Raw genomic sequence first — 13,554 nt, forward strand, 5'->3', positions numbered from 1 at the left:
CGCGAGCGTACGGCGGCAGCGGAGACGCCCGCATTCGCCGGGTCGTACAATCGGAGAATTGATTTCGCCGTCTCGTACAACCGGAGATCGCATGGCCCCTACCGATCCGCCCACGCTGTCCGCCCTGCTGCGGCGCCGTGATCTGGACCTGCGCCTCGTCTCCGCTGCCGCCGACCTGCCGGACGGCGCACTCGACCGGCCGCTGCGCTGGGTGCACAGCTCGGATCTCGCGGACCCGACGCCCTTCCTCGCGGAAGACCTGGTGCTCCTGACCACGGGTACCCAGTTCGACGACGCGGACGCCATCCCGCCCTACGTCGTGCGCCTCGCCGAGCGCGGGGTGCTGGGGCTCGGGTTCGGCACCGACGTGCATCGCTCGGGAACGCCGGAGGAGTTGATCGCGGCGTGCGCCGACCAGGGCATTCCGCTGTTCGAGGTGCCGTACCGCACGCCGTTCATCGCCGTGGCCCGCGCGCACTCCGAAGCGATCGCGGCGCAGGCCTACGCCCGACGCACCTGGGCGCTCGACACCCAGCGCGCCCTGGCCCTCGCGGCGCTCCGACCGCGCGGGCTGGACGCCATCGTCACCGAGCTCGGCCGTCGTCTCGGAGCCTGGGCCGGCATGTTCGACGCGGCGGGCGACCTGCTCGTCGCCCACCCCCGCGATGCCTTCTCGACGACGGTCCGGGAAGAGCTCGGGAGGCGGGTCCAGGAGATCCTCGACCGCGGACTGGAGGCGGGGCAGTCCCTCACGCTCGAGGCGCGCACCTTCATGCTCTTCACGGTGGGGCGGGGCGGGCACCTGCGCGGCGTCCTTGCCGTGGAGGCCGACGCCCTCGACCAGGAGGCCAGAGCCGTCGTCACGTCGGTCATCGCGATGGCCGGACTCGCGCGGGAGCAGAGCGAGCAGCTCACCCGCGGCCGTCGCCGCCTGCACACGCAGCTGCTGCGCTCGCTCCTGGGCGACGACCCCGGCCTCGCGCGCCGGGTGCTCGGGAGCCTCCCGCCCGCCCCCGTGGTGGTCGCCGTGACCGGAGACGCCCCGGCGGAGCCGCTCCTCGACTGGTGGGAGCGCCGGCGCCTCGACCACGGCACTCCCGCGTTCCTCGCCGATTCCGAGGACGGCGTCGTCATCTGCATCTCTGCGACCGACGAGCCGCTTCTCGACGATGTGGCCGCCCGCTTCACCGCCCGCGTCGGCGTCTCCGCTCCGGAGGGGTACGACGCCTTCTCCCGTGCACACGCGCAGGCGCTCGTCGCCCTCCGTCAGCCCGGCACGAGCGGCGCCGTCCGGTACGCCGACACGGTCGGGTCGAGCCTGCTCACCGCTCTGGCCACGGATGAGGCCCGACTCGTCGCGGAGTCGCGTCTCGCCCCGCTCCGGGAACACGACGCCGCCCACGGCACTGCGCTCGAACACGCGCTGCGCACCTGGCTCGACCACGACGCGCGGGCCGAGCAGGCCGCAGCCGCCCTCGGCATCCACCGCCACACCCTCCGCTCCCGGGTCTCCCACGCCGGCGCCCTCCTCGGGGTCGACCTGACGACCTTCCCCGCCCGGGCCGAGGTGTGGGCACTGCTGCAGACCGCCCGCGACTGACCCGGCCCACCCGTCCCTCCCTCTCCCCTTTCCCCCGCGACGCCTGCACGACCTCGCCACGCCTGCACGACGGATCGACACGAGGAGTCGCGCACACGGACCGAGGTCGTGCAGGCGGACCGGGTCGTCTCAGCCGTCGAGGTTGTCGGACACCACCTCGAGCGCGTAGGCGCGGGCCTGGACCGCGTCATCGCCCCGGGCGGAGGTGACGGCGGCCGCGAACACCTCGGCGAACACGAGGAAGGCGACGCGGGAGGCGTGCTGCAGCTCCTCGCGGAAGCTCACACCTGCGGGGGCGATCACCAGGGAGAGGGACGCCGCGTCGGTCAGCGCGGAGGACGCGAACGAGGTCAGCGCGATCACCGTCGCACCGCCACGGTCGGCGGCGGTCGCGACGCGCAGACTCGCCTCGTTCGCTCCGGAACCGCTGACGATCACGCACACGTCCTGCTCCGTGAGGTGTCGGGCCGCGATCTGCTGGGCGATCGCGTCGGCAATGAACTCCGCCGGTCGTCCCGCCGCCGTGAGCCGCATCGCCAGGTCGCTCGCGATCGGGGACGACAGACCGTTCGCCAGGACCAGCACACGACGCGCGGAAGCAGTCGCGGCGACTGCCGCATCGACGGTCACAGGGTCGAGGAGGCTCGCCAGCACAGGGAGGGACGCCGCGACTCGGTCGATCTCGCCGCGCATCCGTCCGAGGACACCGGGCCCGTGATCGACCGCTGCGTCTGCGCTCCCCCCGCCGAGCTCGGCGGCCAGCGCGACCCGGAGCTGCGGGTAGCCGCGGTAGCCGAAGCCCTGGCACGCGCGGACGACGGTGGCGCGGCCGACGCCGGCCCGGTCGGCGAGTTCCTGCGCGGTCCACTCCACGACGGCGTCGGCGGAGTCCAGGATGAGCTCGGCTACCCGGCGCTCCGCCGGCTGCAGGGTGTTCCGGACCGCGGCGATGCGGACGGTCGGCGGGGCACTAGGCGCGAACACGGGCGCGGGCTCCCTCCATGATCCGACGGCGGATCGCGCCGGATGCTGCGTCGATCAGCATCGTCACCACGACCACCACGATGAGCAGGACACCCACCGTCGACCACTCACGGTACTGGGTGTACGAGGTGAGCATGTCGCCGATCCCGCCGACGCCGATGAGGCCCAGCACGGCCGACGAGCGCACGTTGATCTCGAAGCGGTAGAGCCAGAACGACCAGAACGCCGGTTCCGCCTGCGGCCACACCCCCCATCGCAGCACCTGGAGGGTACCGCCGCCGGCCGCATGCGCCGCCTCGATGGGGCCGCGGGGAACGGCTTCGACGGCTTCGTAACCCCATTTGCCGAGGGTGCCGATGCCGTTGAGCGCGAGGGCCAGGGCTCCCGTGAAGGGCGTGAGCCCCGTGACCGAGAGGATGACGATCGCGATGATGATCTCCGGGACAGCGCGGATGAGCGAGAACAGCCCGCGGAGCAGACTGCGCAGCCAGACCGGCCCGAAACCGCGGGCGGCCAGCAGGCTCAACGGGGTCGCGAGGAGGATGCCGAGCACGGTGCCGACCCAGGCCATCTCGATGCTCCGCCACGTCTGCCACAGGGCCTCCGGGAGCTTCTCCCACTCCGGATCGCCGAACATGAGCACGGTGTAACGCACGATCTCCGCCGGCAGGTCGAGGAGGCGTGCCCAGGAGATGTCGATCGACCAGAAGGCGAGCACGACGACGACGGTCACCAGGCCCCACCCGACGAGGAGCCAGGGACGACGAGGTCGAGCGGGGACGGCGGTGAGCGGGACGGTCATACGAGCCTCCGTCGGATGGCGTCGGAGACGACGTCGATCACGATCACCACGATGAGGATCTCGAGGATGATGAGCGCGAGCTGGTCGTAACGGTAGAACGTGCGGACGGCATCGATGAGCAGCCCCATCCCGCCGGCGCCGACAAGGCCGAGCACGGTCGACGCGCGCACGTTGAGCTCGAAGACGTACAGGGACTGGTTCGCGAAGGCGGGCCAGGCGTCCGGGAGGGCGAGCGTGCGGTTGATCTGGGTCTGCGTCGCCCCCACAGCCCTGCCGGCTTCGAGGGGGCCACGGTCGTTCGTGTCGATCGCCTCGGACACGAGCTTGACGATGATCCCGACGTTGAACAGCACCAGCGCCAGGATCCCCGGGAGGGCACCCACGCCCACCATGGCAACGAGGATGGCGGCGTACAGCAGGTCGGGGACGCTGCGGACGACGTTGAGGACACCTCGCACCGCCAGCCGCGCGGCCGCGTTCGGGTTCGTCGCCCGCGCGGCCCAGAAGCTGAGCGGGAGCGATACGGCGGCACCGATCGCCGTGGCGATGACCGCCATCTGCAGGGTCTCGAGCAGCGGCGGGACGGTGCGCGGGAAGAACGACCAGTCGGGCACGAGCAGCTTCAGCACCTTGTCGGCGCCGTTCTGCCAGTGGCGCGCGATCGCGTCGAGGTCGACCCCGATACCGATGCCGGGCAGACACATGACGACCGTCACCGCGACCACACCGGCCAGGACAGCGGGTCCCTTCCAGGCGCCGGGCGGACGCGCGGGGGCGTCGAGCGGTGCCGACGCGGTCCCCGGGGCGACGGCGGGGGCGGTCATGCGTGCAGCCGATCGTCCGGAGTGAGCGAGCGGCCGTAGATGCTCTCGAAGTCGGCGTCCGAGGCACCGGCCGCGGGGCCGTCGTAGACGACTTCCCCCGCGCGCATGCCGATCATCCGGGCGCCGTACTCGCGGGCGAGGTCGAGCAGGTGGAGGTTGACGAGCACCGTGATGCCGAGGTCACGGTTGATCCGGCGAAGATCGTTCATCACGCCGTGCGCCGTGGGCGGGTCGAGGCTCGCCACCGGCTCGTCCGCCAGAACGACGCGGGGCTCCTGCGCCAAAGCGCGGGCGATCGCGACGCGCTGCTGCTGGCCGCCGGAGAGATCAGAGGCCCGCGCGTGCAGCTTCGGCAGGATCCCGACCCGGTCCAGCGCGTGGTACGCGCGCTGCCGGTCGGCCTCGGGATAGGCACCGAGGAGCGTGCGCCACAGCGGCGTGTGGGCCAGGCGTCCGACGAGCACGTTCTGCATCACGCTGGCGCGCCCGGCGAGGTTGAACCCTTGGAAGACCATCCCGATGTCGCCCCGGAGCCGTCGCAGCGTGCGCGGCGAGGCACCGCTCACGCGATGCCCGCCGACGTCGAGGGTGCCGGAGGTGACCGGTACCAGGCCGTTGATCGTGCGGATGAGCGTGGACTTCCCCGATCCGGAGAGTCCGACGACCGCGACCATCTCGCCGGCGGCGATGTCCAGCGAGACACGGTTCAGTCCGACCGTGCCGTTCGGGTACCGCACAGTCACCTCGTCGAGGCGGATGGACCACGGCGTGGACGCCGCGGCCGCAGCCGCGACGTCCACCGGGTGATGTGGAGCGGACAACTTACTGCAGCCCCAGGGCCTCGGCGGCCCGGGCGACGACGTCGAGCGACGCGGGGTCGGCCGGTGCGAGCTTGGTGATCGAGTAGATGCTCTCCAGGATCGCGGAGCCCTCCTCCGTGTTCGAGAACTCCTCGAGCGCGGTCGTGATGCGCCCCTGCAGCTCCGGGGACAGGTCGGCCGAGAGGGCGACGCCGTCGTTCGGGATCTCCTCGGTCATGGCGAAGACGACGACCTTCTCCCCCACGTCCGGGGTGTCCTTCTGCACGATCGTGCGGGCATCCCAGAAGCTGAAGCCCACCTCCGCGTCGCCGTTGTAGACCGCCAGCACGGATGCGTCGTTCGCGGTCACCGGGATCTGCTCGATGTCGGCATCCGTGTCCAGACCTGCCTCCTGCAGCGCGAGGATCGGGTAGATGTAGCCGGCGGGGGACCCAGGGCCGAGCACGGCGACCTTCGCGCCCTCCACCTTGTCGATGCTGTCGAGGCCCGCGGGACCGGTCATGGCATCGGCGCCGTTGCAGAACAGCATCCCGTCGCGGGCGACCGGCTCGTCCTCGCAGTACTTGTCGGGGTTGTTCGTCATGAACTGCGCCGGGTAGGTGATGTTGCCGTTGCGCTCCGTCTGCAGCACGACGGAGGCGTCGTACATGTCGTTCGCCTGCCAGAGCTGCAGCGACGGAAGGAAGCCGATCTGCGCCTGCCCTGCGCCCATCGCCTCGACGGCGGCCTGGTAGTCCTTCGAGACGACGCCGGTCACCTCGATCCCGAGCTCCTCCGTGAGGTAGTCGGTGAGCGGGGCGGCCGTCTCGACGAGGCCGTCCTGGTCCTGGGAGGGGACGAGGGCGAGGACCAGCGAGTCGGGGTCTTCGCCCGGGGCCGTGGTCGGGTCGGACCCGGCGGCGGTGCCGGAGCACCCGGCGAGCGCGACGGTCAGCAGGGCGCCGGCGGCGGCGAGGCCGAGAGCCGGGCGACGGGAGGGGGAGGTTCGCATGATCATCCTTCGATGGGGGTGGGTGAGATGGACGGAACGGAGGAGTCGGTGGCCCGCAGCCAGGCTTCGAGCTGCGGGGCGAGCGTGGCGAAGTCGGCAGCGCGGAAGGTCGGGACCGCGGTCGGGTCGGCGAAACCCCCGATCAGCGCGGTGGCGTGGCCGCGGGCGTGCGCGGGGGCGAGGTCGTTGCGCCACATGTCGCCGATGCTCAGGACGCGGGCATCGGACGGCAGCGTGTCGAGGACCTTCTCCATCCCGGCCGGCTTGCGGGCGTCGGTCACGATGCGGTCGAACAGCCCGGCAAGCCCGAGGTGCTCCAGCGCCTCCGGAAGACGCACGGCGGGGGCGTTGGTCACCAGCACGCGCTCCGCTACGGGGCCGGCGGTCCGGAGGAACTCGACCAGACCGCTTGGCACCGTGACCGGTGCCGCCGCCGTGGCGAGCTGGGCCCGGCTGGCCAGGTAGGCCGCGCTGAGCACGGCACGGTCGGCGCCGAGGCTGTCCGCCGCGCGGCGGACGACGTCGTACCCGTCGACGGCGTCAGGGCCCGCGGCGGCGAGCGCGGTGCGGATGCCGTGGAGGAAGCGCTCCGACGTCCCGAGCGCGGTGGCCACGTGTCGGGCATAGGCGAGGACGGGCCCGTCGCCGAGGGCGATCGTGCCGTCGAAGTCGAAGAGGAGGATGGTGGTCACGGGATTCCTTCTGTGCGGACGCTTCGTCCACCATGGGCAATCGAGATGGACAGAACGCCCACGGCGTGTGAACGCCGCGTGAACACTCCGTCCACATCGCCCGCCTATGGTGAACGTCGTGTCCCAACTCGCTGCCCTTATGCATGCCGCCGACCACGCCGCGACCAACACCCGTGCCGCCGCGCAGAGGGCGATCCACGCGTTGCCCTGGCTCGACGCCTCGATCCGCGCCGATCGAGAGGCGGGGCGCTTCGCCGCGTGGGGCCGGTCGACCGCGGTCGACGAGAACACCGGCACGGGTGTCATCGCGCCGGCCGTGTTCGACGAGCTCCACCGGCGCGCGGACCTCCCTGCCACCTGGCCGGTCGGCAACGCCGGGCTCCTGCACTGCTACGGCTACCTGCTCTCGCGGGAGCCCACTCCCTACGGCCTCAAGAGCGACCGCTGGCTGACCCCGACGCTGGCTGTCGCCTGCGGACTCCCCGAGGACGCCTTCCTGCCCTGGATCCCCGGTCCGACACTCCTCGATCGAGCGACCGCCGCGGCCGCCGCCCTGTCCGCGCGCCCCCACGCATCGACGGTCATCGTCGACGGCCGCGAGAGTCGGGTCTCCCTGGGCGCGTCGGAAGGTCCGGCCGCCCTCGCCTACGCGGTCGCACCGTCTCCGAGACTGCCTCCGCTCCCGGTCACGCTCTTCCCCGTGACTGACGCGGCGGCGGTCCTCACCGAGTTCGCCACGCTGCCGCGACTCCGCTGGAACGCCGTGTAGTCAGGGCGTGCGCTCAATCCGGATGCACGATCCTGGGCCGGATGCACGACAGATCCGTCCGCCCGGTCGTGCACCCGCAACACGGTCGTGCAGGCGGGGCACGGACGGGCGGAGCGGGGGCCGGGGTCGGGGGTCAGGCGGGGGTCGAGCTGAGGGGCCAGGCGGGCCACCAGCCGTCGTCAAGCCCGCGCAGCAGGGCGGCCGCGCGCTCTCGCGCCTCCGTGGGCACCTCGGGGGCGGGGCCCGAGCTGCTCTCCCGCCGCTCGCCGTCCGGCGACCGGATCTCCGTGTACAGCCACGCACGGTGACCGACGGGGTACTTCTCCCGGAAGCCGCCAGCGGCGATCGACAGCACGATCCGCTCCAGCTCGTCCGCCGCGGTCTCGGCGGTCTCATCGCACGCATCGCAGATGCACGACGGCACGATCGCGTGGAACAGGGCGCCGGCCTCGACGCAGACGGAGGGAACGGCCGGCGTGATCGTGATCTGCGCACCGCGCGCCGGTGCGAGCACGATGCGCTCCGTCCCGTCCTCCCCCGCCTCTCGCCGCACCTCGACCTCGTACTCGCGGGAGAGGTGCTCGACGAGCGCGTCGACGACGAGGGAGAGCGGTGCGAAGCGTTCCGGGTGGGACTCCCGGGAGTACGACTCCTCCGGCGCGATGCCGTCGGGCCAGCGGTGTCCGTAGCGGATGACCTCGCCGCTCTCGTCATGGAAGTCCAGCAGCGGGAGAGCAGGCCGGACGTAGGTGCGCGCCGGGACGACGACCGCGGGAGCGGAATCCTCCGCGGACAGCGCCCTCATCTCCTGGTCATCGAGATCGTCCTGCTCCCACGACGCGAGCATCTGCAGGAGCGCGTCCCGCTGCTCGGGCTGCTGCACCATCCCCTGCACGAGGCCCGCGACCGGGATCGAGAGGGTGTTCGTCCCGATCTCCGGCTCGCCCGTCATCCGCCACGTCGCGGCCGGGTGCACGACCGCGATGACGTTCCCCACGAACCGCGCCGCCGCCGTGGCCAGCGTCTCGCTCTCGAGCACCTCAGGATGACCGGCGACGAAGTCCCACGTCGCCCCGAGGTCGACGGCGAGCACGGCGGGGTCGGTCCCCTGGCCCCGCGCGAACTCGGCGAAGGGCTCGAAGCCGTCGACGAACCGGACGGGTCCGGGCGCGTCCGCCTGCGGCGGCATCCACAGGATCGCCGCCGCACCCGCCTCGGGCATCGGACCGAAGGGACCGGGGAAGACGTCGCTGCTCATCGACCGAGCGTACCGAGCGGGATCACCGGGGCGCGTGGGACTCCAGGAACTCGTACACGTCGGTGGTGTCCACACCCGGGAAGGCTCCCGTGGGCAGAGTCGCCAGCAGCGTGCGCGGGGTCTTCACGTTGGGCCAGGAGTTCTCGCGCCACCGCTCCTCCAGCTCGGCGGGAGCCCGGCGGCAGCACACCTCGACCGAGTGCTTCGAGACGCTGCGGTGCGGGGTGTCCCTGCCCACGAACCACCTCGTGTCGTCGAACCGCACCCCCACGCTCACCGAGTGCAGGCCCTCGCTCGACGCCTCCACGCGGGCGGTGCACCAGTAGGTGCCGTTGCCGGTGTCGGTGTACTGGTAGTACGGGTTGAAGCGGTCGTCCTCGTCGAAGACCACCCGGGAGGTCCACCGGCGACAGCACATCTGCCCCTCGATGGCGCCGAGGCGGTCGGTCGGGAAGTTCACGTCGTCGTTCTCGTACGCCTTGGTGATCGTGCCCGACTCGTGCACCTTGAGGAAGTGGACGGGGATGTCGAGGTGCCGCGTGGCGAGGTTCGTGAACCGGTGCGCCGCCGTCTCGTACGACACCGAGTACGCATCCCGGAGGTCTTCGATGGAGATCGCGCGCCGCTGCTTCGCGTCCTTCAGGGCGGGGACGACGTCGGCCTCCGGCATCAGCAGGGCGCCGGTGAGGTAGTTCGTCTCCACGCGCTGCCGGAGGAACTCGGCGTAGCTGCGCGGCTCGGCGTGCCCCAGGATGCGACTCGACAGCGCCTGCAGCACCGCGGTGCGCGCATCGCCCTTCGCCGGCACGCTGCTCGACAGGTACAGCCGGCCGTTGGCGAGGTCGGCGACGCTGCGGGTGGTCTGCGGCAGATCGGGCGCGTAGTGGAGGGTGAAGCCGAGGTGCGCCGCGATCTCGGACGCGGTGCGCTGGGTCAGCGGTCCCCCGGGATGGCCGACGGCCGCGAGGATCTCGGCCGCCTTCGCCTCGAGGTCGGCGAAGTGGTTGTCCTGTCGCCGCATCAAGTGTCGGAGCTCCACGTTGGCGCGCCGGGCCTCCTCGGGCGTCGCGGCGCGCTCGTCCTTCAGCCGGTCGATCTCACCCTGCAGGGCGAGCAGCGCCTTGAGCGCCTCCGTCGGCACGCTCTTGGCGATGCGGAACGGCGCGATGCCCAGCGCCTGGAACGTCTGTCCCTTCATCGCGCGCTCCAGGGCGATCTCGATCGCGCTGCGCTCGTCGAGCGGCTCCCCGGAAAGCAGCGCGTCGATGGTCACCCCGAGCGCGCGGGCGATGGCCTGCAGCTGCGTGAGCTTGGGCTCGCGCTTGCCCGTCTCGATCATCGACAGCTGGCTCGGCGCCCGATCGAGCGCGGCGGCGAGCTCCTCGAGCGTCAGGCCCCGAGCTGTGCGCAGCTGGCGGATGCGTCGGCCGACGGTGAGGGCGTCGGTGTCTTCCGTGGCGTCGTCCATGTCGGCTCCTCTCAGCCCGCCGTCCGCGTCGGTGCGGGATCGGGAACGCTCCGCGCGAGGCCGCGCCGGGATCCTTCTTGATCTCGCCAGGCCGGGTGAGCGGGGTGTGAGGGCCGAGTCTGTCACGAAAACAGAAATTCGCGCAAACTTCTCCTCGATTCGGCGAGGGAGAGCATGGGAACTTCACACAGAGTGGAGGCACGCCATCGGCACCGACGCCGATTCCCATCCGAGGAGACACCATGACGAACACCGCAGCGACCCCCACCCCGCGCCCCGCCGGCCTGCGCGCCGGCGACCAGGTCCAGACGGCCGCGGAGCTTCAGGAGATCTGGGACACCGACCCGCGGTGGGACGGCGTCGAGCGCACCTACTCCGCAGAGGACGTCATCCGCATCCGCGGCTCGGTCCGCGAGGACGCCACCCTCGCCCACCGCGGCGCGGAGAACCTCTGGAACCTCCTGCACACGGAGGACTACATCCGGGCTCTCGGCGCCTACACCGGAGGCCAGGCCGTGCAGCAGGTGCGCGCCGGGTTGAAGGCCATCTACCTCTCCGGCTGGCAGGTCGCCGCGGACGGCAACCTCGCCGGACAGACCTACCCCGATCAGTCGCTCTACCCCGCGAACTCGGTCCCGGCGGTCGTGCGCCGCATCAACAACGCTCTGCTCCGGCAGGACCAGCTCGAGCACGCCGAGGGCGAGATCACGCAGGACTGGCTCGCGCCGATCGTCGCCGACGCCGAGGCCGGATTCGGCGGACCGCTGAACGCCTACGAGCTCGCGCAGTCCCTCATCCAGTCCGGTGCCGCCGGCATCCACTGGGAGGACCAGCTCGCCAGCGAGAAGAAGTGCGGCCACCTCGGCGGCAAGGTGCTCGTGCCCACCCAGCAGCACATCCGCACACTGAACGCAGCACGCCTCGCGGCGGACGTCGCCGGCGTGCCGACCGTCATCATCGCCCGCACCGACGCCCTCGCCGCCGATCTGCTCACCAGCGACGTCGACGAGCGCGACCGGGAGTACACCACCGGCGAGCGCACCTCGGAGGGCTTCTACCGGATCCGCCCGGGCATCGAGTCGGTCATCAGCCGCGGCCTCGCGTTCGCCCCCTACGCCGACCTGCTCTGGGTCGAGACCGGGGAGCCGGACATCGCGCTGGCCCGGGAGTTCGCCGCGGCGATCCACGCACAGTTCCCCGGTAAGCTCCTGGCCTACAACTGCTCGCCGAGCTTCAACTGGAAGCGCCACCTGTCGGACGCCGAGATCGCGACGTTCCAGCAGGAGCTGGCAGACCTGGGCTACAAGTTCCAGTTCATCACCCTGGCCGGGTTCCACGCCCTGAACCACTCCATGTTCGACCTCGCCCGCGGTTACGCCGAGCGCGCCATGAGCGCCTACGTCGAGCTGCAGGAAGCCGAGTTCGCCGCCGAGGCCGACGGCTACACCGCCACCAAGCACCAGCGCGAGGCGGGCACCGGTTACTTCGACGTCATCTCCACCGCGCTCAACCCCGACAGCGCGACCCTCGCCCTGGCCGGCTCCACCGAGACCGCCCAGTTCCACTGATTCTCCCCCCGAGACCCCCAGTTCTCGTCGAGACCCCGCCCCGCACACGCCGGGAGCCCGGGGTCTCGACGACAACCCGGGGGCTCGGCATAAGGCAAAGGACACGATCATGACCACCGCACCGATGCAGACGACCCGACAGGGACCCGCGATCGAGATCGCCGGGCCGATGCGCGACCGCTACGACGAGATCCTCACCCCGGAGGCGCTCGCCTTCCTCACCGAGCTCCACCACCGATTCGCCTCCCGCCGTCATGACCGGCTGGCCGACCGGATGCGTCGCCGCTTCGAGATCGGCAACGGGCACGACCCCCAGTTCCGCGAGGACACCGCGCACATCCGTCAGGACTCCACGTGGCGGGTCGCGGGCGCCGGCCCCGGGCTCGAAGACCGCCGCGTCGAGATCACCGGCCCCACCGACCCGAAGATGACGATCAACGCCCTGAACTCCGGGGCTCGCGTCTGGCTCGCCGACCAGGAGGACGCCACGAGCCCCACCTGGAGGAACGTCATCGAGGGGCAGCTGTCGCTTCGCGACGCGATCCGCGGCGAGCTCTCCTTCACCTCCCCCGAGGGCAGGGAGTACCGCGTCACCGCCGAGCGCACCCCCACGATCGTGATGCGTCCGCGCGGGTGGCATCTGCCGGAGAAGCACCTCGCCTTCATCGACCGCGCCGGCCGCCGCACCTCGGCGTCCGGCTCGCTGGTCGACTTCGGCCTCTACTTCCTGCACAACGCGCAGGCGCTGATCGAGGCGGGACGCGGACCGTACTTCTACATCGCGAAGCTCGAGTCCAGCGAAGAGGCGAAGCTGTGGGACGACGTGTTCTCCTTCAGCGAGGAGTACATCGGCATCCCGCACGGCACCGTCCGCGCGACCGTGCTCATCGAGACCCTGCCCGCCGCGTTCGAGATGGACGAGATCCTGTACGAGCTGCGCGACCACTGCGCGGGCCTCAACGCCGGGCGCTGGGACTACATCTTCTCCATCATCAAGAACTACCGCGGCCGCGGCGCCCGCTTCGTGCTCCCCGACCGCAGCGAGGTCACGATGACGGTGCCGTTCATGCGGGCCTACACCGAGCTGCTCGTGCAGACGTGCCACAAGCGCGGCGCTTTCGCGATCGGCGGCATGAGCGCGTTCATCCCCAACCGTCGCGACCCCGAGGTCACGGCGCGCGCGGTCGAGAAGGTGTCGGCCGACAAGAAGCGCGAGGCCGGCGACGGCTTCGACGGCACCTGGGTCGCCCATCCGGATCTCATCCCGACGGCGCAGGCCGAGTTCGACGCCGTGCTCGGAGACCGCCCGAACCAGATCGACCGCCAGCGCGACGACGTGCACGTGGAGGCGCGCGACCTGCTCGACCTGCACATCGGTCGGCCGATCACGGCGCAGGGCGTGCGGGACAACGTCTCCGTGGCCATCCGCTACCTGGAGGCCTGGCTGCGCGGGCTCGGCGCCGTGGCGATCGACAACCTCATGGAGGATGCCGCGACCGCGGAGATCAGCCGCTCGCAGGTGTGGCAGTGGATCCACCAGGACCGCACCACGCAGGACGGCAGGCCCATCACGGTCGAGTACGTCGAGGGGCTGATCGGCGAGGTGCTGGACGAGGTCGAGCGACGCGAAGGCGACCGCTTCGACGACGCCGCCGAGATCTTCCGCGAGGTCGCCCTCCGCGAGGAGTTCCCGACCTTCCTCACCCTGGGCGCCTACAGCCGGTTCCTGGTCGACGAGGACTGACGATGCCGGGATGCCGCGGGCCGCGAGGTCCGC

General features: G+C 71.4%; 12 protein-coding genes. 4 read left to right on the top strand and 8 right to left on the bottom strand.

Annotation, left to right across the window (positions count from 1 at the left end):
* The first annotated feature begins 91 nt into the window (after positions 1-91).
* Positions 92-1,600, top strand: a complete 1,509-nt coding sequence (locus AUV07_RS00115; RefSeq protein WP_062632801.1) for a PucR family transcriptional regulator — start codon at positions 92-94, stop codon at positions 1,598-1,600.
* Between the two features lie 129 nt (positions 1,601-1,729).
* Here the strand turns inward: AUV07_RS00115 and AUV07_RS00120 are convergent, their stop codons facing one another.
* From AUV07_RS00120 to AUV07_RS00145, 6 genes are read right to left on the bottom strand one after another with little or no spacing between them, the layout of a single operon-like run.
* Positions 1,730-2,584, bottom strand: coding sequence for a MurR/RpiR family transcriptional regulator (locus tag AUV07_RS00120; protein WP_062632803.1), 855 nt, complete (start codon positions 2,582-2,584; stop codon positions 1,730-1,732).
* Positions 2,571-3,386: a phosphonate ABC transporter, permease protein PhnE gene (gene phnE / locus AUV07_RS00125; protein WP_062632805.1), complete on the bottom strand. Its 816-nt coding sequence runs from the start codon at positions 3,384-3,386 to the stop codon at positions 2,571-2,573. Before phnE (AUV07_RS00125) ends, AUV07_RS00120 begins: the two co-directional genes overlap by 14 nt.
* Positions 3,383-4,210, bottom strand: a complete 828-nt coding sequence (phnE, locus tag AUV07_RS00130; protein WP_062632806.1) for a phosphonate ABC transporter, permease protein PhnE — start codon at positions 4,208-4,210, stop codon at positions 3,383-3,385. The genes phnE (AUV07_RS00125) and phnE (AUV07_RS00130) overlap by 4 nt, the downstream gene beginning before the upstream one ends.
* Positions 4,207-5,010 carry a phosphonate ABC transporter ATP-binding protein gene (phnC, locus tag AUV07_RS00135; RefSeq protein ID WP_062633029.1) on the bottom strand — a complete coding sequence of 268 codons (804 nt, stop codon included), beginning with the start codon at positions 5,008-5,010 and terminating at the stop codon, positions 4,207-4,209. The genes phnE (AUV07_RS00130) and phnC overlap by 4 nt, the downstream gene beginning before the upstream one ends.
* A 22-nt stretch (positions 5,011-5,032) precedes the next feature.
* Positions 5,033-6,022, bottom strand: coding sequence for a phosphate/phosphite/phosphonate ABC transporter substrate-binding protein (gene phnD, locus AUV07_RS00140; protein WP_062632808.1), 990 nt, complete (start codon positions 6,020-6,022; stop codon positions 5,033-5,035).
* 2 nt (positions 6,023-6,024) lie between these two features.
* A complete protein-coding gene (locus tag AUV07_RS00145; protein WP_062632810.1) occupies positions 6,025-6,714 on the bottom strand; it encodes an HAD family hydrolase in 690 nt (229 codons plus the stop codon).
* A gap of 118 nt (positions 6,715-6,832) precedes the next feature.
* Here AUV07_RS00145 and AUV07_RS00150 point away from each other — a divergent pair, with 118 nt between their 5' ends.
* Complete coding sequence (locus tag AUV07_RS00150) at positions 6,833-7,483, top strand: amino acid deaminase (RefSeq protein ID WP_231868155.1); 651 nt, start codon at positions 6,833-6,835, stop codon at positions 7,481-7,483.
* 133 nt (positions 7,484-7,616) lie between these two features.
* Here AUV07_RS00150 and AUV07_RS00155 read toward each other — a convergent pair whose 3' ends face one another.
* Together AUV07_RS00155 and AUV07_RS00160 are read right to left on the bottom strand one after the other, a co-directional pair.
* On the bottom strand, positions 7,617-8,741 hold the full coding sequence (locus AUV07_RS00155) for a DUF6226 family protein (RefSeq protein ID WP_062632814.1): 1,125 nt from the start codon (positions 8,739-8,741) through the stop codon (positions 7,617-7,619).
* Between the two features lie 22 nt (positions 8,742-8,763).
* The gene (locus AUV07_RS00160; protein ID WP_062632816.1) at positions 8,764-10,209 is read right to left on the bottom strand and encodes a helix-turn-helix transcriptional regulator; all 1,446 of its coding nucleotides are present in this window, start codon (positions 10,207-10,209) and stop codon (positions 8,764-8,766) included.
* A gap of 242 nt (positions 10,210-10,451) precedes the next feature.
* On the opposite strand from AUV07_RS00160, the gene aceA reads away from it, so the two are divergent.
* Positions 10,452-11,777 (top strand): isocitrate lyase, encoded by a 1,326-nt coding sequence (gene aceA, locus AUV07_RS00165; RefSeq protein WP_062632818.1) that lies wholly within the window; start codon positions 10,452-10,454, stop codon positions 11,775-11,777.
* A 109-nt stretch (positions 11,778-11,886) separates the two neighbouring features.
* Entirely contained in the window at positions 11,887-13,521 is a 1,635-nt protein-coding gene (aceB, locus tag AUV07_RS00170; RefSeq protein ID WP_062632820.1) for a malate synthase A, read from the top strand.
* The last annotated feature ends 33 nt before the right edge of the window (positions 13,522-13,554 follow it).

This window comes from Microbacterium sp. CH1, assembly GCF_001595495.1.
In the GTDB taxonomy this organism is placed as follows: Bacteria; Actinomycetota; Actinomycetes; order Actinomycetales; family Microbacteriaceae; genus Microbacterium.